Annotated in this window: 20 protein-coding genes; 5 read left to right on the forward strand and 15 right to left on the reverse strand. The window is 63.3% G+C overall.

What is annotated here, in order from left to right:
* Positions 1 to 67: 67 nt before the first annotated feature.
* The 5 genes from O3300_RS06660 to O3300_RS06680 all read right to left on the reverse strand — a co-directional run bounded on the left by O3300_RS06660 (position 68) and on the right by O3300_RS06680 (position 3,459).
* Positions 68 to 403 (reverse strand): hypothetical protein, encoded by a 336-nt coding sequence (locus tag O3300_RS06660; protein ID WP_099667436.1) that lies wholly within the window; start codon positions 401 to 403, stop codon positions 68 to 70.
* Between the two features lie 8 nt (positions 404 to 411).
* Positions 412 to 849, reverse strand: a complete 438-nt coding sequence (locus tag O3300_RS06665; protein ID WP_305052510.1) for a hypothetical protein — start codon at positions 847 to 849, stop codon at positions 412 to 414.
* Between the two features lie 90 nt (positions 850 to 939).
* Complete coding sequence (locus O3300_RS06670) at positions 940 to 2,145, reverse strand: phage tail tube protein (RefSeq protein WP_305052511.1); 1,206 nt, start codon at positions 2,143 to 2,145, stop codon at positions 940 to 942.
* Positions 2,146 to 2,481: 336 nt separating this feature from the next.
* Positions 2,482 to 3,024, reverse strand: a complete 543-nt coding sequence (locus tag O3300_RS06675) for a hypothetical protein (protein WP_289897415.1) — start codon at positions 3,022 to 3,024, stop codon at positions 2,482 to 2,484.
* 24 nt (positions 3,025 to 3,048) lie between these two features.
* Entirely contained in the window at positions 3,049 to 3,459 is a 411-nt protein-coding gene (locus O3300_RS06680) for a hypothetical protein (protein WP_305052512.1), read from the reverse strand.
* Between the two features lie 149 nt (positions 3,460 to 3,608).
* Here O3300_RS06680 and O3300_RS06685 point away from each other — a divergent pair, with 149 nt between their 5' ends.
* Positions 3,609 to 4,322 carry a S24 family peptidase gene (locus O3300_RS06685; protein ID WP_099667431.1) on the forward strand — a complete coding sequence of 238 codons (714 nt, stop codon included), beginning with the start codon at positions 3,609 to 3,611 and terminating at the stop codon, positions 4,320 to 4,322.
* Positions 4,323 to 4,366: 44 nt separating this feature from the next.
* Here O3300_RS06685 and O3300_RS06690 read toward each other — a convergent pair whose 3' ends face one another.
* The 9 genes from O3300_RS06690 to O3300_RS06730 all read right to left on the reverse strand — a co-directional run bounded on the left by O3300_RS06690 (position 4,367) and on the right by O3300_RS06730 (position 16,264).
* Entirely contained in the window at positions 4,367 to 6,253 is a 1,887-nt protein-coding gene (locus O3300_RS06690; protein WP_305052513.1) for a propionate--CoA ligase, read from the reverse strand.
* 91 nt (positions 6,254 to 6,344) lie between these two features.
* Positions 6,345 to 7,571, reverse strand: coding sequence for a hypothetical protein (locus O3300_RS06695; protein ID WP_305052514.1), 1,227 nt, complete (start codon positions 7,569 to 7,571; stop codon positions 6,345 to 6,347).
* A 12-nt stretch (positions 7,572 to 7,583) separates the two neighbouring features.
* Positions 7,584 to 9,137 (reverse strand): MBOAT family protein, encoded by a 1,554-nt coding sequence (locus O3300_RS06700; RefSeq protein ID WP_305052515.1) that lies wholly within the window; start codon positions 9,135 to 9,137, stop codon positions 7,584 to 7,586.
* A gap of 169 nt (positions 9,138 to 9,306) precedes the next feature.
* Complete coding sequence (gene prpF, locus O3300_RS06705) at positions 9,307 to 10,506, reverse strand: 2-methylaconitate cis-trans isomerase PrpF (protein WP_305052516.1); 1,200 nt, start codon at positions 10,504 to 10,506, stop codon at positions 9,307 to 9,309.
* 61 nt (positions 10,507 to 10,567) lie between these two features.
* Complete coding sequence (gene acnD, locus O3300_RS06710; RefSeq protein WP_305052517.1) at positions 10,568 to 13,162, reverse strand: Fe/S-dependent 2-methylisocitrate dehydratase AcnD; 2,595 nt, start codon at positions 13,160 to 13,162, stop codon at positions 10,568 to 10,570.
* Positions 13,163 to 13,173: 11 nt separating this feature from the next.
* The gene (gene prpC, locus O3300_RS06715; RefSeq protein ID WP_251348232.1) at positions 13,174 to 14,328 is read right to left on the reverse strand and encodes a 2-methylcitrate synthase; all 1,155 of its coding nucleotides are present in this window, start codon (positions 14,326 to 14,328) and stop codon (positions 13,174 to 13,176) included.
* Positions 14,329 to 14,409: 81 nt separating this feature from the next.
* On the reverse strand, positions 14,410 to 15,297 hold the full coding sequence (gene prpB / locus O3300_RS06720; RefSeq protein ID WP_086136626.1) for a methylisocitrate lyase: 888 nt from the start codon (positions 15,295 to 15,297) through the stop codon (positions 14,410 to 14,412).
* Positions 15,298 to 15,656: 359 nt separating this feature from the next.
* Positions 15,657 to 15,905 carry a hypothetical protein gene (locus O3300_RS06725; protein ID WP_034783948.1) on the reverse strand — a complete coding sequence of 83 codons (249 nt, stop codon included), beginning with the start codon at positions 15,903 to 15,905 and terminating at the stop codon, positions 15,657 to 15,659.
* 122 nt (positions 15,906 to 16,027) lie between these two features.
* Positions 16,028 to 16,264, reverse strand: a complete 237-nt coding sequence (locus O3300_RS06730; protein WP_099667425.1) for a hypothetical protein — start codon at positions 16,262 to 16,264, stop codon at positions 16,028 to 16,030.
* A gap of 187 nt (positions 16,265 to 16,451) precedes the next feature.
* Between O3300_RS06730 and O3300_RS06735 the strand changes: the two genes are divergently transcribed.
* The 4 genes from O3300_RS06735 (at position 16,452) to O3300_RS06750 (ending at position 20,882) form a co-directional block, all read left to right on the forward strand.
* Positions 16,452 to 17,309: an MBL fold metallo-hydrolase gene (locus O3300_RS06735; RefSeq protein ID WP_289897409.1), complete on the forward strand. Its 858-nt coding sequence runs from the start codon at positions 16,452 to 16,454 to the stop codon at positions 17,307 to 17,309.
* Between the two features lie 139 nt (positions 17,310 to 17,448).
* On the forward strand, positions 17,449 to 17,799 hold the full coding sequence (locus O3300_RS06740; protein WP_305052518.1) for a hypothetical protein: 351 nt from the start codon (positions 17,449 to 17,451) through the stop codon (positions 17,797 to 17,799).
* Between the two features lie 147 nt (positions 17,800 to 17,946).
* Complete coding sequence (locus O3300_RS06745; protein ID WP_305052519.1) at positions 17,947 to 19,275, forward strand: virulence factor; 1,329 nt, start codon at positions 17,947 to 17,949, stop codon at positions 19,273 to 19,275.
* Positions 19,276 to 19,436: 161 nt separating this feature from the next.
* Complete coding sequence (locus O3300_RS06750; protein WP_305052520.1) at positions 19,437 to 20,882, forward strand: MFS transporter; 1,446 nt, start codon at positions 19,437 to 19,439, stop codon at positions 20,880 to 20,882.
* A 110-nt stretch (positions 20,883 to 20,992) separates the two neighbouring features.
* Here the strand turns inward: O3300_RS06750 and O3300_RS06755 are convergent, their stop codons facing one another.
* Positions 20,993 to 21,898 (reverse strand): LysR family transcriptional regulator, encoded by a 906-nt coding sequence (locus O3300_RS06755; protein WP_305052521.1) that lies wholly within the window; start codon positions 21,896 to 21,898, stop codon positions 20,993 to 20,995.
* Positions 21,899 to 21,916 lie beyond the last annotated feature (18 nt).

Here is a 21,916-nt window from a genome sequence, read left to right on the forward strand (position 1 = left end):
CCACCTTCGCGACGGCTGTTGTGTTTTCCGTGTCACCTCTGCTGTAAAAATCAGGGCAAAACCAGGGCTAAAGCGAACTGTTTTGATGGGAGATATAGGCAGCGTCGAGCTGATCGACCAGCTCCTCTTCCCATGCCGTCAGACGGACACGATGCCGCAGTTGCCATGCCAGGATATCCAGGCTGCTCAAGGGATTGACCGCCATGCCGTTTTGCCGCTTGCGACTCATCTGCACGAAAAACTGCCACACATGCGCCAGTTCAAACGGCAGTTGCGCGCGAACGGGAGCCTGCGGCTCCCGGTAGAGTGGATGGCGCTTCGCGGCATCCAGGTGCTCGCCTTTCGCATTGCCATCGGCCGCCTTTGCCGAACGCTCGAACTGTTCGTCGGCAAAGAGCAGCAAGGCGGCGGCTAGACCGTCAAAAAATTGCCGTCCGCCTCGAGTGCAGCCAGCACTTTTTCCTGCCAGGACGGCATTTTTTCAAAAATCGCCTTCAGCAAAGCCGGGGAAGGCTGTACCGGGACGCCTTTGTCGACGAAACCAGGCATGCCCACCACCACCGCGATGGCGATCTTCATGTTGCGGTTTTCCGCCAGGTCATACAGTTCCGCCGCGCCTTCATCGGTCTTCGCATCGATCTGCTTGCTTTTTTGCACCGAGCGCTTGATCGCCACCACCGACGTTTCGCGAATCACGGCACGATACTGGTCAGAATTTTTGCTGACGATGTCAAAGCCCGCCTTGTGCGCGCCGTCTTCGTCAAACAACACCGACACCAGGTGAACCTGGTCCACAGCCTTGTTGCCATCATTCAACAGGGAGATATCGAAACCAGCCGAGGCGATCATTTGTGCGTTGTTCATATGTATTTGCTTTCTTGATTGGGGTAAAAGTAAAAGGGCCGCCACGATGGCGGCCCCGGTGCAGGCGTCAGCCGCTTACAGCGCGCTGTCCTGGATGCTCAAGGTGGTCGCTTCGTGCTGCGCGTCGGCGCCCTTGTAGCGCAGGACGTCGAAGGCGCAGGTGACGATCTTGTTCTTCTCGCCGTCGTCGATCTTGGCCGAGGTGATCTTGATGCGGCCCATGGCCAGCGCCAGCACGTCGGCGGTCGGCGCCGTGCCCGACGCCATGGCGTAGGCCAGCGGGATTTCCGTCTCGGACTTGAAGTAGTCGAGGTAGGTGGCGTCCTGCAGCAGCACCGTGAACTGGCCCGAACCCATCACCTTGCCGCGCGAGGCGGCCGTGGCGTACTTCGAGCCGATCACCGGGTCGACCTTGACCTGGCCGTCCAGCGAGACGGACATGCCGGTGCAGATCTGCGACGGGATGCCGTTCACGGACAGCATCGCCGTGGCGCCCGAGAATTTACCGGTGCCCGGCGCGGCCAGCGGCGTGGGGAAGTACGGCACGGCCGTGGTCGGGCCTTCCGCCTTGCCCATCAGGGTGAAGTCCAGGCTGGTGATGCCATTCGGCTGCACGGCGATATCCATCTTGCTCACCAGCTGGTCGACGAAGCTGCGGTGCACGCCGATCTTCGGGTCCTGCACTTCGGCCGTGAACCAGTCGGTGGTGTGGCCCGTCAACGGGGTGAAACTGCGCTTGCCGACCGCCGCCACGCCGACCGAGTCGCCGGCCGCCTTGACGATCATCGCCGAGCCGTCCATGAACTGGCCATTCAGGTTGGTGGCCGTCACCGACGTGACGAAGAAATTCTTCGCGTTGTTGGCAGCTGCCGGCGCCGTCATGCCCGTGATGCGCACCACGCTGCCGGCACGGAAACCTTCCGCCAGCCAGGAGCCGGCGCTGCGCGTCAGGCCGGTGGCGACGGCGGCGATGGTCGTTTGCGCGGCAGCCACACCGCCTGCCGTGAAGTCGCGGCGCAGCAGCGCAGCCATCAGCGGCGCATACGTGCCGCACGCCGCTTCGGCCTTGATGGCGCCCGTGGTGCGGAAGTTGCCCAGGCGGGTATCGCCCTGCTGCTGGCTGGCGTCGATTTCGGCGCTTGCGTACTTGTCTGCTTCCGTGTCGAAAGTGGCCGTGACGCGGGGATAAATCTGGCCGCCGCCGGCGGCAGCCTTGCTGCCTTCGGCGCTTTGTTTGCTGATAACGATCAAGCTGTCGATGCCGTTTGCTGTCGATGCCATAAGTAATACCTTTCGTGGGATGAAAAAAAAGACCGCATCTGCGGTCTTGAGGGGGGAACTGCCGATAACCAGGAAACGAAAAGGCCCGCACGCGGTGAGGCGGCGGGCTGGCGTCCGGATGGCGCGGGGCCATGCCGGACGGAAGGTGGGCGAAGGGGCCATGAAGGCCGTTCGCTGCGCTGATTTCCCCTATCGGTGTCGCGCCGAAAGCGCGTCTATTACGAGTGGAGAAGCATGTGGTGTACTGCGGGTGTTAGCTGTGTTGCCGTTGCTGCGTGATCGAGACTCTATTGTAGGGGCATTTTTTTCAGCGCCAGGCATATTGCAAAAAAAATTTCAGTGGCCGAGGCGGCGCATGGCGCGGGCGCCGTGCGACTGGAAGATGGCTTCCAGTTCGCTGACCATATCCTTGATGCGTTCGAGCTCGAAGCCGCCGGAGCAGCTGATGGCCGCTTCGCCGGCACCGCGGCACGCCTGGCAGACGAGCGGCGCGCCAGCCTGCATGGCAGCGACGACGCCAGTGCCGTGGCAGACCTTGCATTTGCTGTCGAGCCAATGCGCGAGCGACGCTTCGGCCACGCGGCGATACAAGGTGTTGGCCGCCTGCGCATCCCAGGCCGTCTGCGCCTTGACCCAGCGCCGCGCGCGGCCCTTCTGCGTCACGGCCGCCGTCCAGGCGCGTAACAATTGGGCCAGGTTGCCCGCATTGCCCTCGAACAGACGGCTGACGGTGCCGTCCGCGTATTTGACGCGGCACAGCAAGGCACCCATGTCGCCGGCCAGCGCGGCGGCCGCGATCACGTCCAAGTCGTGGTGGACGGCATCGTCGCGCAGGTTCTGCGATGACAGCGATGCGATGAATTTTTCTGCAAACCCCATGATTTCTCCTCGTTGATTCTTGTTTCAGTTACCCGCCGGGCCAAACAGAGCCGCCACCAGCGGATCGCGGCGCGCCGCGCCGCGCGCCCAGCTGGCCGTGCGGCGCACTTGCGGTGGCAATTCGGCCCAGCCATCGACGTCGTCGTCCTGCTCCCCCAGCGCGTACAGGGCGGGCCGCTGGCGCCCCGGTTCCGTGCAATGGCGCTGCGCCAGGTGGATCTGTCCCAGGCCGCACATATGGCGCAGATAGCGGCTCATGGTGCCCGCATCGAGTCCCAGCAAGGCGGACAACTGCGCCGCGCTGGCCTGACCCTGCTCGCGGATGTACTGCGCGATGCGGGCAATATGCAGCTGCGACTTCTTGCTGCGTCCCTGTAACTGGCGCCCCTGCCGTGGCGCCACCCTGCTTTCCACCAATTGACTGCTGTTCAACATCTGCCTGACCTCCCGTGGTGCTGCCCGCCGGCAAACGCTGTAGTGCGTTTGCGACAGGCAACGAGTGGACTTTATCAATCGCTAATGTTAAAGTCAAGCATTTGGTAATTTATCAAACGGTAAATTTCAGGTTTAATGTGGAGATGAATATGTATCAATACAGACGCGACCGCCTGCTGGCCCTGATCCGCGAGCACTACGACAACACGCGCAAGAAAATTTCCGACGTCAGCGGCTGGAGCGAGGCGCGCATCTCGCAAATCCTCTCGCCCACCTACCGCGAGGGGCGCGCTTTCAGCGAAAAGATCGCGCGCAAGCTGGAAGCGGATCTGCAACTGGACGGCATGTATTTCGACCAGGGCGCGGCGCCCGATCAGGCGGCACTGACGGCACGCGCGCTGGCCGGCGTGCAGCCGGTGGTCGTGGAAGATGGCGAAGATGAACGCTTTTATCCGATCCGCAAGGTGAAACTGCGCCTGTCGGCGGGCATCACGGGCTTCGCCATCGAACCGGAAACGCACGACGGCAGCACCATCAGCGTGCCGCGCAGCTGGGTCGAGCGCAATGGCTACCACCCGGAAAAACTGGTGGCGATCAAGGTCAAGGGCGAGAGCATGGAACCGGCCCTATACGAGGACGACGTGGTGATCATCAATACGGCCGACAACCGGCCGGCCGATGGCATCGTGTTTGCCATCAATTACGAAGGCGAACCGGTGGTCAAGCGCATGGCGCGCGATATCGGCGAATGGTGGCTGACGTCGGACAACCCGGACCAGCGCAAATACCACCGCAAGCTGTGCCGCGGCAATGAATGCCTGATCGTGGGCAGGGTCGTGCGCAAGGAAAGCGACCGTATCTGAAAACGAAGTTTATCGATTGATAAACTTCGTTCACCTCATGGCGCTTACGCCAGCGCCGCCTGGATCTGCTGCAGCGATGCCGGATCGTCCATCGACGTCAGGTCGCCCGGGCTGCGGCCTTCGCAGATGGCCTGGATCGAGCGGCGCAGCAGCTTGCCCGAGCGCGTCTTCGGCAACTGCTGCACGAACAGCACGCGCGCCGGTCGCGCCACGGCGCCCAGCTGGCGGTCGACGACGGCCATCACTTCGCGCTCCAGCACCGCTTTCGCCTCGACGCTGTCGAAGCCCCGCGGGTCCTTCAGGATCACGAAAGCCATCGCCACCTGGCCTTTGAGCTTGTCTTCCACGCCCACCACCGCCACTTCCGACACGTTCGGGTGACTGGTGATGCTTTCCTCGATTTCGCGCGTGCCGAGGCGGTGGCCGGCCACGTTGATCACGTCGTCGGTGCGGCCCAGGATAAAGTAATAGCCATCCGCGTCGCGCACGCCCCAGTCGAAGGTGGAATACACTTGCCGTTCGCTGAAGGTGGACCAGTAGGTGTCGACGAAGCGCGCATCGTCGCCGTAGACCGTCTGCATGCAGCCGGGCGGCAGCGGGCCTTCCAGTACCAGCACGCCCTTCTCGTTGGCGCCGCACTCCTCGCCCGTCGCCTCGTTGAGCAGCTTGACCTGGTAACCGTACATGGCCAGGCCGGGGCTGCCCAGGCGCGTCGGCGTGTCGGCCACGCCCTTGGCCACCGAGAGGATAGGCCAGCCCGTCTCCGTCTGCCAGTAATTGTCGATGATGTCGACCTTCAGTTCATCGGCGATCCATTGCGAGGTGGTTTCATCGAGCGGCTCGCCCGCCAGGTACAGCGCCTTCAGTGACGACAGGTCGTATTTGCGCATCAGTTCCACCGGGTGCTTGCGCAGCACGCGGATGGCCGTCGGCGCCGAGAACATGCGCGTGACCTTGTATTTTTCAACGATGCTCCACCAGATGCCCGCATCGGGACAGATGGGCAAGCCCTCGTACAGGATGGTGGCCATGCCGGCGATCAGCGGGCCATACACGATGTAGGAATGGCCCACCACCCAGCCGATATCCGAGGTGGCAAAGAAGGTTTCGCCAGGCTTGCCGCAAAATGTGTACTGCATCGACGACGCCAGCGCCACCGCATAGCCGCCCACGTCGCGCTGCACGCCCTTCGGCTTGCCCGTCGTACCCGAGGTGTACAGCACGTACGAAGGTTCGTTCGACTCGAGCCAGGTGACGGGCACCTGCGCATCCAGGTGCTGCTCGCGCAGGACAGCGTAATCGACGTCGCGGCCCGGCGTCAGTTCCATCGGCACCAGCTGGCGGTCGACCAGCAGCACCCGCTGCGGCTTGTGCGCGGCGATGCGGATGGCTTCGTCGAGCAGCGGCTTGTAGGCAATCGCCTTGCCGTTGCGCGAACCGGCATCGGCGGAAAACACCAGTTTTGGCTGCGCATCGTCGATGCGGCTGGCCAGGCTGTTGGCGGCAAAGCCGCCGAACACCACGGAATGCACGGCGCCGATGCGCGCGCACGCGAGCATGGCGAACACCGCCTCGGCGATCATCGGCATGTAGATCAGGACGCGGTCTCCCTTGACGACGCCCAGCGACAGCAGGATCGCGGCGCAGCGTTCCACTTCGCGCTGCAGCTCGCGAAAGCTGTAGCTGCGCTCGGTATTCGTTTCGGTGGAAATAGCGATCAGCGCAGCGGCATCGCCCTGGCTTTCCACCCAGCGGTCAACGGCGTTGTGGCACAAATTGGTGGTGCCGCCGACAAACCACTTGGCGAACGGCGGGCGGGAATAATCGAGCACTTGCGAAAACGGGGTATGCCAGGCTATCTTGCCAGCTTCCTCGCGCCAGAAAGCGTCAGGCGTGTCGATCGAGCGTTGATAAAATGCTGCGAAATTCATGTCTCCTCCGGTGTGCGTGCAATCTGTCTCCGGCTTGGGCGAACTGGCCCGGCCGTGATATGTGGACTATCTGCTTGCGTACTGCTGACTATTAGTTATCTGTTGGTGCATCCTCCAAAGGTCTTGCGAACAGTTTTTGGGAGAAAAGGAACATGTCCGGCTGCGCTGCCACGCAGGCGCTGCGCTCGGCTGCGATCCTGTCGCGGTTCGCCGCCAGCGTGGCACCGGTCAGGAGCATGCCGAACTGGCCGTCCACCGGCGCCCCATCCTTTTGCGTCATCACACGCTGCATGACGATGTCGCCCAGTGCCCTCTTGAAGTGTCCTGCTTCCCAGTACCAGCGCGTACTGGCATGGCGTTGTTGTTGGGTAGGAATCGGCTCGCAGTTGTAAGGGCCAAAGCCGCTGAAATCGGTCACGCTGATGCGGGCCGATGGATATTGTTTCTTGACGGAGGCCACTTCCAGCACGACCTGCTGTTTCCACTCCTCGAACAGGGGCCACAGGCCAGCCCCTTCGAACAGGGTAAGCATCTGTGCGTGATACGGATAGATCACCAGCTTGATATCGGCTTGCGTGGCCGACATCGCCACCAAAAAATCATGCATCGCCTGAAAATCGCCGTCAGCAAAATCGGCCTTCGACATTTTCACAAATCTGGCGGCACTTTTCTGCGCCCGATGCTTGAATACCTTGTAATACCCATCGCGGACCGCATGGGCGCCATAGTCGAGCGCGGGATTGAGGCCGCTCGGCGCGATAGTGAATGCCGCCCTGTCATGTTGGATGAACGGAGTCTTCACGGCGTCTTTCACCGAAGCCAGAGAAAACAAGGCATCGAAACGCCAGAATCCCGGAACATGGCCTGATGACGCCTCTGTGCGCACCGGAGGTGCGACAGCCGGCTTCAGAAAATCAATGAACTCAATTCCCACGATCACCGTCCCCGGCTTGATACCGGCCTGGGTCAGTTGGGCGAACTGGCTGATGGCCATGGCCATCGCAGTGCCTGGTATCCCCATGTTATAGCCATCACCCTGCATTGCGCCAAATGCGGCGGCACGCGGATCGAAACCCATCTCGGCGCGCGAGTTACCCAGGATGATGAAGCTTGGCTGCAGACGCAGCGCGTGTGCGTGCTTGATCTGGCTCTGGTAGCGGCTCAGGCCAGGCTTGACGGCGTTAAAGTTTTCGCGCCTGACCGCGCCATACAGATTATAGGGGTCGACAATGTACACGAAGGCGCAGACCAGGCATGCGCAGGAAAGCAGCACCAGCACCAGGGTGGACAGATAGCGCCTATAGGATGCTCTTGTCATTTTCCTTCTCCACTAGAACTGAAAATACAAGAATTCGGCGGGCCGGTTCAGGGCCAGGATGCTCGCCAGTGCCAGCAGCGCGATGGCGGCAGCCCACGCCGGTGAAGCGCGCCAGGTCAGCAGCCTCGTCATGCCAGGGCCTGTTATTCCTGCAGGGTGGGCACGCTGGAAGTCCAGCGCAGGCCCACAGCGACGCATGATCTGCTGCGTATTCGGGAAAGCAAAGGCCAGCAGCGCCGCGATGGCGATCCACGTCCAGGTTTCGACGAACAGGCGTCCACCGCCCAGATAAAACGTCATCCCCGTCGCCTCCAGCAGGTGCTGCAGCGGCGGCACACGGCTGGCCAGCACGTCGGGTGCCGCGACGCCATGGGCGCCCGCCATGCCCTGCAGTATCTGCCACGACGTTGCCATGTCCGACGCGCGAAAAAAGACCCAGGCAATGCAGACGGAGGCAAAAGTGACGAGGGTGGCCACGACTTTCCAGACGCGGCTATCGAGCGGCAGGCGCAAGCGCTGCGCCACCGCGCTCCAGGCCTTGTGGATGGCCAGGTAGGCGCCGTGCAAAAAGCCCCAGACGATAAAATTCCAGCCAGCGCCATGCCACAAGCCGCCCAGCACCATCGTGATCATCAGGTTCAGGTAGCGCCGCGCGGGCCCGCAGCGGTTGCCGCCCAGCGGGATATACAGGTAATCGCGCAGGAAGCGCGATAGCGTCATGTGCCAGCGGCGCCAGAATTGCGCGATATTGCGCGATTTATAGGGCGAGTCGAAATTCAGGGGAAGGCGCACGCCGAACAGGCGCGACAAGCCAATGGCCATGTCGGAATAGCCGGAAAAATCGAAGTACAGTTGGAAGGCATACGCCAATACCCCGCCCCAGGCGACCAGCAGCGAGGGCGCGGCCGGGTTGTCGAACAACGGCGCCGCATACGGGGCGATGCTGTCGGCGATCAGTACTTTCTTGGCCAGGCCGATGAAGAAAATCGTCGAGCCGATAGCGACGTTCCTGGCCGAGAGACGGAAAATTCGCTTGTCCGCAAACTGCGGCATCATCTCCTTGTGGTGCAATACGGGGCCGGCGATCAGATGGGGGAAATACGTGACAAACAGCAGATAGTGGACAAAGCGGTTTTCCTGCGCCTTGCCCTGATAGGTGTCGACCAGAAAAGCGATCTGGGTAAACGTGAAAAACGATATCCCGATAGGCAGCACCACGTGCAGGACGGGCATCGGTTGCGCCGTCAATTCCGCCAGGCTGGAGACAAAGAATCCCGCGTACTTGTAATAAGCGAGCAAGCCCAGGTTGGCGCCGATGGCGGCGGTGACGAGCCATTTTCGGCCCGATGGCGGACTGGCGCCGAGCAAGGCCGCACAACCGTAGTTGAAGAGGATGGAGCCCAGCAGCAGCGGCAGGTAGCGGTAATCCCAATAGCCGTAGAAGAACAGCGATGCTCCCGCCAGCCACGCGGCGGCCCCCAGTTGGCTGCGTCTGCCCAGGATGAAGAATCCCGCCACCGTGATGGGTAGAAAAGCAAAAAGGAAGACGTAGGAGTTAAATAACATCTGTTCACCGGTCAGGAAGCATGGGAGGCCGCCAACATCCGCGACACGCTAACGCGCATCGCGGCTGGCGCCCTGCCATTTTCCTTGCCGCTCAGTTTTTTTACCAGCAAAAGTATCTATCTATCGGCAGGTGCACGGACAGGCCGAGTCCAGGTGCGTGCTGCGCAGACTAGAATGCGTCGCCGGGAACGCGCACGGCCCCTTCCATCAGCACGCGCGCGCTGCGGCTCATGATGGCCTTGGTGACGCTCCACACGCCATCGACGAGCGCCGCTTCCGCCCCCACCATCAGGGTGCCGGACGGGTGGCCGAAGCGCACCGAGTTGCGGGGACCGCCACCGGCCGCCAGGTTGACCAGGGTGCCGGGAATGGCTGCCGCCGTGCCGATGGCGACAGCGGCCGTGCCCATCATGGCATGATGTAATTTACCCATCGACATGGCGCGCACCAGCAAGTCGATCTCGCCCGCTGCCACCTGCTTGCCGCTGGATGAGACATAGCCGGCAGGCCTGGCGACAAATGCCACTTTCGGCGTGTGCTGGCGTTTCGCCGCTTCATCGACATGCGCGATGAGTCCCATGCGCAAGGCGCCATACGCGCGGATGGTTTCGAAGCGGGCCAGCGCCACCGGATCGCCATTGATGGCGTCCTGCAGTTCCGTGCCCGTGTAGCCGATGGCGTCCGCATCGAAAAAAATCGTCGGGATGCCGGCGTTGATCATCGTGACCTTTAAAACACCGATGCCGGGTACTTCCAGGTCGTCGACGAGGTTGCCGGTAGGGAACATAGCCGAGCTGGCCCCATCGCCGCCCTCCTCGTCTGCCGCCGGATCGAGGAATTCCAGTTTCACTTCGGCGGCCGGGAAAGTCACGCCATCGAGTTCGAAGTCGCCCGTTTCCTGCACTTCGCCATGCGTCATGGGCACGTGGGCAATGATGGTCTTGCCGATATTGGCTTGCCAGATGCGCACCGTGGCGATGCCGTTTTGCGGCACGCGGGCGGCGTCCACCAGGCCGCTGGCGATGGCAAACGAGCCGACGGCGGCCGACAGGTTGCCGCAATTGCCGCTCCAGTCGACGAATGGCTTGTCGATGGAGACCTGGCCGAACAGGTAGTCGACGTCGTGGTCAAGCTTGGCGCTTTTTGCCAGGATCACCGTCTTGCTGGTGCTGGAGGTGGCGCCGCCCATGCCGTCGATCTGCTTGCCGTAGGGGTCGGGGCTGCCGATCACGCGCAGCAGCAGCGCATCGCGCGCGGCGCCCGGCACTTGCGCACTGGCCGGCAAATCCTGCAGGCGGAAGAACACGCCCTTGCTGGTGCCGCCGCGCATGTAGGTGGCGGGGATTTTGATTTGGGGTACGTGGGTCATAGGGTTTCCTGGAAAGCCGGGCAGCGCGCGCCTGCGCGCCACCCGGTGAATGACGAACTGCTTACGCTGCCTTCGACGACTCGAGGAAATCCTGCGCGAAGCGCTGAAGAACGCCGCCCGCCTCGTAGATCGACACCTCTTCCGCCGTATCGAGACGGCAGGTGACGGGCACTTCGACCGTTTCGCCGTTCTTGCGGTGGATCAGCAAGGTCAAGGTGGAACGCGGCGTGCGCTCGCCGACGACGTCATAGGTTTCGCTGCCGTCCAGGCCCAGGGTCTTGCGGTTCACGCCAGCCAAAAATTCCAGCGGCAACACGCCCATGCCCACCAGATTGGTGCGGTGGATGCGTTCGAAACCTTCGGCCACGATGGCTTCCACGCCGGCCAGGCGCACGCCCTTGGCTGCCCAGTCGCGCGAGGAGCCCTGGCCATAGTCGGCGCCGGCGATGATGATCAATGGCTGCTTGCGCTCCATATACACCTCGATGGCTTCCCACATGCGCGAGATTTTGCCTTCCGGCTCGATGCGCGTGAGCGAACCGGCTTTCACTTTGCCGTCCTCGATGACCATCTCGTTCTTCAGGGTCGGGTTGGCAAACGTGGCGCGCTGCGCCGTCAGATGGTCGCCCCGGTGCGTGGCGTAGGAATTGAAGTCTTCCTCGGGCAAGCCCATTTTCGCCAGGTATTCGCCGGCCGCGCTATCGAGCATGATGGCGTTCGACGGCGACAGGTGGTCGGTGGTGATGTTGTCGCCCAGGACGGCCAGCGGACGCATGCCTTTCAAGGGGCGCGCGCCAGCCAGCGCGCCTTCCCAGTACGGCGGACGGCGGATGTATGTCGTCTGCGGACGCCAGTCGTACAGGGGGCTGACCTTGATGCCGTCGTCCGCCTGCGCGGCGAACATCGGAATGTACACCTTGCGGAACTGCTCCGGCTTGACGCTGGAAGCGACGATGGCGTCGATTTCCTCGTCCGACGGCCAGATATCCTTGAGCAGAATCGGCTTGCCATCCGCATCATGGCCCAGCACATCCTTCTCGATATCGAAGCGGATGGTGCCGGCGATCGCGTAAGCCACCACCAGCGGCGGCGAGGCGAGGAACGCCTGTTTCGCGTACGGGTGGATGCGGCCGTCGAAGTTGCGGTTGCCCGACAAGACGGCCGTGGCGTACAGGTCGCGCGACACCACTTCATCCTGGATCACGGGGTCGAGCGCGCCCGACATGCCGTTGCACGAGGTGCAGGCAAACGCCACGACGCCAAAGCCCAAGTTTTCAAGCTCCGGCATCAGGCCCGCTTCCTGCAGGTACAGCTCCACGGTTTTCGAGCCGGGCGCCAGCGACGATTTCACCCATGGCTTGCGGGTCAAACCGAGGCGGTTCGCATTGCGCGCGATCAAACCGGCGGCGATCATGTTGCGCGGGTTGTTCGTGTTGGTGCAGCTGGTGATGGCCGCGATGATGACGGCGCCGTCCGGCATCTTGCCCGGTTCGTTTTCCACCACGCCGGAAATCCCGCGCGCGGCCAGTTCCGACGTCGGCACGCGGTTGTGCGGATTCGACGGGCCGGCGATATTGCGCACGACGGACGACAGGTCGAAGCTCAAGACGCGCTCATACTGCGCGTCCACCAGGCTGTCGGCCCACAGGCCCGTCTCTTTGGCGTACAGCTCCACCAGTTTCACCAGTTCGTCGTCGCGGCCCGTCAGTTTCAAATACTTGATGGTTTGCGCGTCGATGTAGAACATGGCGGCCGTGGCGCCGAACTCCGGCGCCATATTGGAAATCGTGGCGCGGTCGCCCAGGGTCAGGTGCGCAGCGCCTTCGCCAAAGAATTCCAGATAGGACGAGACGACCTTCTGCTTGCGCAAGAATTCCGTCAGCGCCAGCACCGTGTCGGTGGCCGTGATGCCCGGCTGCGGTTTACCCGTCAGCTTGACGCCGATGATGTCCGGCAGGCGCATCCACGAGGCGCGGCCCAGCATCACGCTTTCCGCTTCCAGGCCGCCCACGCCGATGGCGATCACGCCCAGCGCATCGACCATCGGCGTGTGCGAATCCGTGCCCACCAGCGTATCGGGATAGGCTACACCATTTTGTACCTGGATCACGGGCGACATGCGCTCAAGATTGATCTGGTGCAAGATGCCGTTGCCCGGCGGAATCACATCGACGTTTTTAAAAGCCTTCTTGGTCCAGTCGATGAAGTCGAAACGGTCTTCGTTGCGGCGGTCTTCGATGGCGCGGTTCTTGGCGAAGGCGTCGGGGTCGAAACCGCCGCATTCGACGGCCAGCGAGTGGTCCACCACCAGCTGCGTCGGCACGACGGGGTTGACGAGGGCCGGGTCGCCGCCCTGGGCCGCGATGGCGTCGCGCAAGCCGGCCAGGTCGACCAGGGCCGTCTGGCCCAGGATGTCATGGCAGACGACGCGCGCGGGGAACCACGGGAAGTCCAGGTCGCGGCGGCGTTCGATAAATTGGCTCAGCGAAGCGTTCAGGGTCGCCGGGTCGCAGCGGCGCACGAGGTTTTCCGCCAGCACGCGCGAGGTGTAGGGCAAGGTGGCGTAGGCGCCTGGCTGGATCGCATCGACGGCGGCACGCGTGTCGAAGTAGTCTAGCTGGGTGCCCGGCAAGGATTTGCGGTGCAAGGTGTTCATGTTGGTGCTCATTATTTGCGGTCCTTGATCGGCACGAATTCCAGGTCTTCCGGACCCACGTAGTTGGCGCTCGGGCGGATGATCTTGTTGTCGATGCGCTGCTCGATGATGTGGGCAGCCCAGCCCGACGTGCGCGAGATGACGAACAGCGGCGTAAACATCGCCGTCGGCACGCCCATCATGTGGTACGACACGGCCGAGAACCAGTCCAGGTTCGGGAACATGTTCTTGATTTCCCACATGACCGTCTCCAGGCGCTCGGCGATGTCGAACATTTTCGTGGAACCGGCTTCCTGCGACAGCGAACGGGCCACTTCCTTGATGACTTTATTGCGCGGATCGGAAATCGTGTAGACGGGGTGACCGAAGCCGATCACCACTTCCTTGTTGGCCACGCGTTCGCGAATGTCCGCTTCCGCTTCATCGGCGTTGTCGTAGCGTTTCTGGATATCCAGCGCCACTTCGTTCGCGCCGCCGTGTTTCGGGCCGCGCAGCGCGCCGATGGCGCCCGTGATGGCCGAGTGGATGTCCGAGCCCGTGCCGGCGATGACCCGGCTGGTGAAGGTCGAGGCGTTGAATTCGTGTTCCGCGTACAGGATCAGCGAGGTGTGCATGGCTTTTTCCCACGACGCCGATGGTTTTTCGCCGTGCAGCAGGTGCAGGAAGTGGCCGCCGATCGAGTCGTCGTCCGTTTCCACTTCGATGCGCTTGCCGTTATGGCTGTAGTGGTACCAGTACAGCAGCATGGAGCCGAACGACGCCATCAGACGGTCGGCGATGTCGCGCGCGCCCGGGGCGTTATGGTCGTCTTTTTCCGGCAGGGTGCAGCCCAGCACGGACACGCCCGTGCGCATCACGTCCATCGGGTGGGCGGCGGCCGGCAGCGCTTCCAGCGCCAGTTTCACTGCCGACGGCAAGCCGCGCAGCGATTTCAACTTGGCCTTGTAGCCTTTCAGTTCAGCGGCTGTCGGCAGCTTGCCGTGCACCAGCAGGTAGGCGATTTCCTCGAACTCGCAGCTGTCGGCCACGTCCAGGATGTCATAGCCGCGGTAATGCAAATCGTTGCCGGTCTTGCCGACCGAGCACAGCGCCGTATTGCCGGCGGTGACGCCGGACAGGGCGACGGATTTTTTAGGCTTGAAAGTGGCGGCTTGCGGTGCGTTCATTGATTTCTCCAAAAATTGACTAGTCTCGGTTGCATCACTGCGGGGCCGGCATGCGGCCCCTGCTTCTTTACTTTTCTTTACTTATTTCTTTTGCGCGGCGAACAGCGCATCGAGCTTTTGCTCGAAATCGTGATAATTGATCGATTCATACAGCTCCATGCGCGTCTGCATGGTGTCGACGACGTTCTTTTGCGTGCCGTCGCGGCGCAGCGCCTGGTAGACGTTTTCCGCCGCCTTGTTCATGGCGCGGAAGGCCGACAGCGGATACAGGGCCAGGCCCACGTGGGCGCTGCGCAGTTCGTCCAGGGTGAACAGCGGCGTGGCACCGAATTCCGTGATATTGGCCAAAATCGGTACGTTGACGGCCTTGGCGAACGTGGCGTACATGTCCAGGTCCGTGATGGCTTCCGGGAAGATCATGTCGGCGCCCGCTTCGACGCAGGCGACGGCGCGTTCCAGCGCCGCTTCCAGGCCATCGACGGCCAGCGCATCGGTGCGCGCCATGATGACGAAGTTCGGGTCCGTGCGCGCATCGACAGCCGCCTTGATGCGGTCGACCATTTCTTCCTTGCTCACGATTTCCTTGCCCGGACGGTGGCCGCAGCGCTTGGCACCCACCTGGTCTTCGATGTGCAGGCCGGCCGCGCCGAACTTGATCATCGATTTCACCGTGCGCGCCACGTTGAAGGCGGAAGAACCGAAGCCCGTGTCGGCGTCGACCAGCAGCGGCAGGTCGCACACGTCGGTGATGCGGCGGATGTCGGTCAGCACGTCGTCCAGGCTGGAAATACCCAGGTCGGGCAAGCCCAGCGAGCCGGCCGCGACGCCGCCGCCGGACAGGTAGATGGCTTTATAGCCGGCGCGCTTGGCCAGCAAGGCGTGGTTGGCGTTGATGGCGCCGACGACTTGCAACGGGGATTCTTCCTGGACGGCCTTGCGGAATGCGGCACCTGCGGAGTATTGAGTCATGTGTTCACCTTATGGGTTTCGGATGGTCCCGAATGTTTCACGGAGTGGCTATGAACATCAGTATTGCAAATGCCGTGCCAGGCCGACGCGGCCTGGCGAAAAACACGTGACGGCAGAGTGAAAACAGGCGACAAGGGGCCAGCCAGCGCTGCTCCGGGACTGTCACGCCAGGGAACAACGATGTCACGTTTGTCCTGTGCGATGTTTCATTATCGCTTCATAATTTCATTTTGAAACATAGCATTGAAACATGCAACACCGCTGACTGAAAAGATGGGGGCAGGCACAGGCGCCGCCGGTCGCGCGCAAAAAAAACAGCCGGCGGATGCCGGCTGCGGGAACACTGAAAGAGTAAAGAACTAGGCCAGCCGCACCAGCGGGTTGGCGATGATGTTGTCGATCTGGCGCACGGCTTCTTCGCAGGCGGCGGCAATGGCGCCCTCCTCGTCGTCGCGCACGAATTGCATGGTCGAGCCTTCGAATACTTCCAGGCCTTCGGCCGTGGCGCGCTCGATGTCGCAACTGGCCGACCATTTGCCGTCGGTGGTGGGCACGGCCAAGGGAACGATTTCCCAGCCTTTATAGTGAATTTTAGAACTGCTATCCATGGGTGCCTCCTTCGTGACTGACTCAATAGTGGAAATCGTAGCATGAAGCGCGGCTGGCAGCGACGTGTTTCACGCGCCAGCCGTGGTCAGGCTCACTTTCGGGCTAAACGATTTACGCTGGCTCAAGGGCGCAGCAGATTATCGACTTCCGTCCTGGCCACTTGCAGGCCCGCCGTGCAAGCCGTTTCGGGGGCCGCGTAGCCGCCCAGGGTGCGGCTGCGCGTGATCGCCTGCGCTTCCGGCTCGCCTTCGCGCTGCAGGCGGTAGGTAAAATCCCATAAATCGTCGTTATCCTTTTGCGGGGTCACGGAAATCGTAAAACCGCGGTACTGTTCGCTGCGTGCAGTGATATCGTTCATGAATTCCTCCTTGGAAGAATGAGGTTACCATGCTGCAAGCGCCGGGGTGCGCACGGCTGTGACGGCCGCATGCCTGCTTCCTTATCTGTTTTTCGCATGTTAAATGTTAATTTGCAACATTTTTTTAGCGAACTCTGGCGATATAATGCCATTCCCTGTCCGCCCATTGCCCTCCCTTGCCGCCGTGATGACTCCACAAATCCAAGCTTTCTTCGATCCCGCCACCGCCACCGTCACCTATATCGTGTATGAGGCCGATGGGCGGGACTGCGCCATCATCGATTCCGTGCTCGACTACGATCCCAAGGCGGGCCGCACATCCACCGCCTCGGCCGACAAGGTGATCGCCTTCGTGCGCGAGCACGGCTTGCAGTGCCGCTGGCTGCTGGAAACCCATGCGCATGCGGATCACCTGTCCGCCGCGCCCTACCTGCAGCAGCAGCTGGGCGGCGACGTGGCCATCGGCGCCGCCATCCAGACGGTGCAGCAGGCCTTCGCCGCCGTCTACCACCAGGGTGCGGCCAAGGCCGACGGCTCGCAGTTCGACCAGCTGTTCGCGCCCGACCAGGTATTCCATATCGGCGCATTGGAAGTGCGCGCGCTGCATGTGCCCGGCCACACGCCGGCCGACCTGGCGTACCAGATCGGCGACGCCGTGTTTGTCGGCGACACCCTGTTCATGCCGGACGTGGGCTCGGCCCGCTGCGACTTTCCCGGCGGCTCCGCTGCGCTGCTGTACCGCTCCGCGCAGCGCCTGCTGTCGCTGCCGCCGCAGACGCGGCTGTTCATGTGCCACGACTACCCGCCCAACGGCCGCGCGCCGCGCTGGGAAGTGACGGTGGCCGAACAGCGCGCCGGCAACATCCACTTGCGCGACGGCATCACGGAAGAACAATTCGTGGCCATGCGCACCAGCCGCGACGCCACCCTGGACATGCCGACATTGATCCTGCCCGCCATCCAGGTCAACATCAACGCGGGCAAGCTGCCCGAGCCGGAAGACAATGGCGTGCGCTACCTCAAAATACCGCTGAACGCGATCTGATTCCCCCGGCATTCCCCGCCCGCCGCGCTTCCTTTCTTGACACCAAGCAAGTCCCACCTCAGGCAATCCGCATACAGTGCAGATTGCCTGAGTTCGCTTGGGCGCCGCTTTTCATCTTTAACGTTGACGGAGCGCCCGCATGTCGCCCGACCCTACGCTAGCTGGCAATTGCATCCTGCTCGCCGAAGCCGAAGGCACGACCTTGTTCAGCCATGCGCTGCTCCAGGCCGTCACGCGCCTGCCCCGTCCCGGCATCGTCATCTTCGTGCATGGCGTCAATTCCGATGGCGAATGGTATGAGCAAGCCGAACAAGGGCTGTGCGCCGGCCTGAATGCGCGCCTGAGACGCCGCGACGAAGATCTGGCGATCCCGGGCCCGGCAGCCGGACAGATGCAGTCCGCCACCTACGCGCGCGAATTGACGGATGACGGCTTCCTCAATCCCAAGCGCAACGCCACTACCTTCCGGCATCCACCAACTTTGCGCTGAGGACTGACGGTGCATAAATTCATTGCCACGCCGCGCCAGCGACTGACCTGGGCCATCGCCACGTTTCTCTGCGTCATTTTCCTGGCATGTTGGTCCATCTGGTCGGGCTATGCCGATCACCAGCATGTCCATTCACCTGGAGACTTCATGAAACAGTTCCTCGCGCTGCCCATGCTGGCCGCCAGCTCCATGTTTGCGCTATTGACAGCCTGCGCCGTGAAGCCGGCGCAGAAAGAAGAAGGCCTCCCAAAAACCACGGCTCACGTTCCCTTCCGGGCACAAGTGGTGGGTCTGCAGTGGCTCAATCCGCTGCAGCGGCTCGACTATCCCACCGAGTGGCAGCTGCTCTGGACGCTCGGCCTGGCCAAACCCAACAAGAATGACGATATGGTCAGGACGTATCACAGGGGTTTCAGCACCTTGCAGCCAGTCGCCCCCATTGCCCACGATATCGATGGCACGGAAACGTTCAAGGGCTATCACTATAAATATGTGCGGAAATTAACCAGCCCATTTCATGACATTTACTACTCCAGCCCCACCTACTTTTATCGAGTCTATCCCAAAGATCAAAAACAGAACTGGCGCGAACTGGCAGGCATCCGCGTCGAATATGCCCTGCCTGCGGGCAAGTTGGACCCAGAAGAGGCAAGAAACACTACACGCGAACGCATTATCGACACCTTCAGCATCGGCAATGTCAATTTCCCGACCCTCTGGACCCGCGCCACCCCACCCGACGTGCGCATCACCCTGGGCGGCAACAACGCGGGTTTTACCTCCCTGCAAGCCGCGCTGGCCTACCTGGAAACGCATCCGAAGGAAACCGTGTGGGTGATGAACTGGGATGCGCCGAGCCGGCCGAAGACCATGCAGATCAATGAAAACCTGGTGCTGCTGGTGCTGGCCGGCCCCGATTGCAAGACGGAGCGCGCGGCGCTGGCGTGGATAGCTTATCCGGCCACGCGCAAGGTAGCCGATTTTGAAGCGGGCAAGGACAAGCCGCCGCGCACCGTCCAGGCGTGGCAGGCGGTATTTGCCGAGGCGGCGCGCCATGGCGGCAAGACGGCGGAAGACATCGGCTACGTCATCCACGATGCCAATAAAACCCTGCCCACGTCATCCGACCGGCTGGCACGGCTGGCGCAGGCCTTGAGTCTGGAAGTCCCAGGATTCGACTTCCTGCCGCAGACTTTCAATACGCCGGCCCTGCTGGACGAAATGGGCGCCGGCACGGCGCTGACCAATGTCGCCCTGGGTATCGCCCATGCGAACCATGTGGGCCAGCCCGTGCTGGTGGCGGGCACCAGCGATCCTGACGGCGTCACGGGCGTGCTGGTCTTGCCGCCCGCCACGGTACGGCCCATCGCCCACGACAAACCGTGGTTCCGCGCGCGCGGCGAAAACAATGCGTATTTGCCGTGGTGGGGCATCCGGCATGACACGGCGGACAATTTGCAGGGTTACTCGAAATAAGGTCCGAAGTACTGGCCGCCGGCGCGCAGCGAGCTTCCAGGCGGCCCGGCCGCGCCGCACATATGGCGTCAAACGCAATAACACAATGCAAATGATGCGCCTTCCGCCATGCCAGATCCCTCGATACCATGTAATGACCCCATTCGAGGATCAGCCACGCCATGCATGCACCGTCAAAACCCGCTCCACCCAACCAGCAGGCGTCCCAGGCCGGCAGCGCCACGATGCCCGTGCGCGGCGCGCTTGCCAGCCTGTCCCTGGCGATGCTGCTGCCCGCGCTGGGCACCAGCATCGCCAACGTCGGCCTGCCCGACATGGCCAGGGCCCTGCAGGCACCGTTCCAGGATGTGCAATGGATCGTGCTCGCCTATCTGCTGGCCATCACTGCGCTGATCGTCAGCGTGGGCCGCCTCGGCGACATGGTCGGCCGGCGCCGCCTGCTGCTGGCCGGCATCGCGCTGTTTGCCCTAGCTTCCATCCTGTGCGCGCTGGCGCCCACCTTGTGGCTGCTGGTTGCCGCGCGCGCCCTACAAGGCCTGGGCGCGTCCGTCATGATGGCGCTGACCATGGCCATGGTCGGCAGCACCGTCCCCAAGGCCAGGACGGGCAGCGCCATGGGCCTGCTCGGCACCATGTCCGCAGTCGGCACCACGCTGGGCCCCGCGCTGGGCGGCCTGCTGATCGCGCGCTTCGGCTGGCAAGCCATTTTCCTCGTCAACGTGCCGCTGGCTGGCCTGGCGCTGCTGCTGGCCTGGCGCTGCCTGCCGGCGGATCAGCGCGACGCGCACGCCAAACGGCCCGTCTTCGACCACCGCGGCACTGCGCTGCTGGCGCTGACCCTGGGTGCCTATGCGCTGGCCATGACCCTGGGCCGCGGCCATTTCGGCGTGCGCAACGCGGCGCTGCTGCTGGCCGCCTGCGTCGGCGCCATCCTGTTCGTCCGGGTCGAGCTGAAGGCGCCGGCGCCGCTGATACGCCTGGCCATGCTGCGCGCGCCCGCGCTCGGCGCCGGCCTGGCGACCAGCATGCTGGTCGCGACGGTGATGATGTCCACGCTGGTGGTCGGCCCCTTCTACCTGGCGCGCGGCCTGGGCCTGGGCACAGCCGTTACCGGCATGGTGCTGGCGGCGGGGCCGCTGGTGGCGGCGTTCTGCGGCGTGCCGTCCGGCTGGCTGGTGGACCGCTACGGCGCGCAGCGCATGGGCGGCGCGGGCCTGTGCGGCGCGGCCGCCGCCTGCCTGGCGCTGGCCCTGCTGCCCGCCAGCCTGGGCATTCCCGGCTACGTCGCGCCCATCATGCTGCTCACGGCCAGCTATGCGCTGTTCCAGGCAGCCAACAATACGGCCGTCATGGGCGATATCGTTGCCGAGCAGCGCGGCGTCATTTCCGGCATGCTCAATCTGTCGCGCAATCTGGGACTCGTCACGGGCGCCTCCGTGATGGGCGCCGTCTTCGCTGCCGGCGCCGGCGATATCGCCAGCGCCCGGCCAGCCGCCATGATCGGCGGCATGCACGCCACCTTTGGCGTGGCCAGCGCGCTGATACTCGCCGCGCTGGTCATTTTCGTGCTTGGCCGCACCCTGAGCAAAACTGGAGACTCCGCATGATACGCACCCGTGCAATCCCATCCCTGCCTGTCCCTCTGTTGCTGCTGGCCCTGGCCTGCGGCGCCACCCTGTCCGGCTGCTGCTGGCCCTGAGCTGGCGCGCCGGCGGCGTCAGCCGGCATTGATCCGGGCCGCGCAAGCGTCGACCACGCAGCCGCGCAGCCAGCGGTGGGCAGGGTCGGCATCCATGCGCGGATGCCACATCAGCGACACGGTCAGGTCGGGCATGCGCAGCGGCAGCGCAAAACTGAACATACCGGCGCGCAGATTGCCCGTATGCCGTTCAGGCACGGTGGCGATCAGGTCGGAGCCGGCGGCCAGCGCCAGCGCCGCCGTGAAGCCGCCGACGATGCTGGCGATCGTGCGCTGCAATCCCAGCGCCGCCAGCGCGTCGTCCATCGGCCCCGTCTCCTGGTCGCGCCGCGCCACCAGCACGTGCCGGCCGGCCGCATAGCGCTCGGCGCTGATGTCGCCCTGCGCCAGCGGATGGCCGCTGCGCACCACGCCCACGAAACGGTCGCCGAACAGCCTGCGCGTGCGCACTTCCGGGCTGGTGAGGCTGCCGATCACGCCCGTTTCCAGGTCGATGCTGCCCTCGCGCAGCTGCACGCTTTCGCGGTCGAGCTTTTGCACGAAGCGCAGACGCACGCCTGGCGCTTGCGCGCCGATATGCGCGAGCAGCGCCGGGCCGAAATTTTCCACGAAACCGTCGCTCGAACGCAGCGTAAACGTTTGCGCCAGCTGGCGCGGATCCAGCTGCTGCGCCGGCCCCAGCACGGCCAGCACTTCGCCCAGCAGGGGGGCGACTCTTGCGCGCAGCTCCAGCGCGCGCGGCGTGGGCACCAGTTCACGCCCGGCGCGCACCAGCAGCGGATCGCCCGTCGTCTCGCGCAGGCGCGCCAGGGCGCGGCTCATGGCCGATGGACTCAAACGCAAGCGCCGCGCCGCGCGCGTGACGCTGCCTTCGGCCAGCAGGACATCGAGGGTGATCAACAGATTCAGATCGGGTAGCGACATGGTGTTTACCTTGGCATG

The sequence above is a fragment of the Janthinobacterium sp. SUN206 genome (genome assembly GCF_030587305.1).
In the GTDB taxonomy this organism is placed as follows: domain Bacteria; phylum Pseudomonadota; class Gammaproteobacteria; order Burkholderiales; family Burkholderiaceae_D; genus Janthinobacterium; species Janthinobacterium kumbetense.

Excerpts from the sequence above, each read along its gene's own strand:
- O3300_RS06735 (WP_289897409.1), top strand. The coding sequence starts at position 16,452 with ATGACTCCACAAATCCAAGCTTTCTTCGATCCCGCCACCGCCACCGTC.
- O3300_RS06730 (WP_099667425.1), bottom strand. The coding sequence starts at position 16,264 with ATGAACGATATCACTGCACGCAGCGAACAGTACCGCGGTTTTACGATT.
- O3300_RS06685 (WP_099667431.1), top strand. The coding sequence starts at position 3,609 with ATGTATCAATACAGACGCGACCGCCTGCTGGCCCTGATCCGCGAGCAC.
- O3300_RS06745 (WP_305052519.1), top strand. The coding sequence starts at position 17,947 with ATGAAACAGTTCCTCGCGCTGCCCATGCTGGCCGCCAGCTCCATGTTT.
- O3300_RS06665 (WP_305052510.1), bottom strand. The coding sequence starts at position 849 with ATGATCGCCTCGGCTGGTTTCGATATCTCCCTGTTGAATGATGGCAAC.
- prpB (WP_086136626.1), bottom strand. The coding sequence starts at position 15,297 with ATGACTCAATACTCCGCAGGTGCCGCATTCCGCAAGGCCGTCCAGGAA.
- O3300_RS06725 (WP_034783948.1), bottom strand. The coding sequence starts at position 15,905 with ATGGATAGCAGTTCTAAAATTCACTATAAAGGCTGGGAAATCGTTCCC.
- O3300_RS06750 (WP_305052520.1), top strand. The coding sequence starts at position 19,437 with ATGCATGCACCGTCAAAACCCGCTCCACCCAACCAGCAGGCGTCCCAG.
- O3300_RS06740 (WP_305052518.1), top strand. The coding sequence starts at position 17,449 with ATGTCGCCCGACCCTACGCTAGCTGGCAATTGCATCCTGCTCGCCGAA.
- prpF (WP_305052516.1), bottom strand. The coding sequence starts at position 10,506 with ATGACCCACGTACCCCAAATCAAAATCCCCGCCACCTACATGCGCGGC.
- O3300_RS06755 (WP_305052521.1), bottom strand. The coding sequence starts at position 21,898 with ATGTCGCTACCCGATCTGAATCTGTTGATCACCCTCGATGTCCTGCTG.
- prpC (WP_251348232.1), bottom strand. The coding sequence starts at position 14,328 with ATGAACGCACCGCAAGCCGCCACTTTCAAGCCTAAAAAATCCGTCGCC.
- O3300_RS06695 (WP_305052514.1), bottom strand. The coding sequence starts at position 7,571 with ATGACAAGAGCATCCTATAGGCGCTATCTGTCCACCCTGGTGCTGGTG.
- O3300_RS06690 (WP_305052513.1), bottom strand. The coding sequence starts at position 6,253 with ATGAATTTCGCAGCATTTTATCAACGCTCGATCGACACGCCTGACGCT.
- O3300_RS06700 (WP_305052515.1), bottom strand. The coding sequence starts at position 9,137 with ATGTTATTTAACTCCTACGTCTTCCTTTTTGCTTTTCTACCCATCACG.
- O3300_RS06680 (WP_305052512.1), bottom strand. The coding sequence starts at position 3,459 with ATGTTGAACAGCAGTCAATTGGTGGAAAGCAGGGTGGCGCCACGGCAG.
- O3300_RS06670 (WP_305052511.1), bottom strand. The coding sequence starts at position 2,145 with ATGGCATCGACAGCAAACGGCATCGACAGCTTGATCGTTATCAGCAAA.
- O3300_RS06675 (WP_289897415.1), bottom strand. The coding sequence starts at position 3,024 with ATGGGGTTTGCAGAAAAATTCATCGCATCGCTGTCATCGCAGAACCTG.
- acnD (WP_305052517.1), bottom strand. The coding sequence starts at position 13,162 with ATGAACACCTTGCACCGCAAATCCTTGCCGGGCACCCAGCTAGACTAC.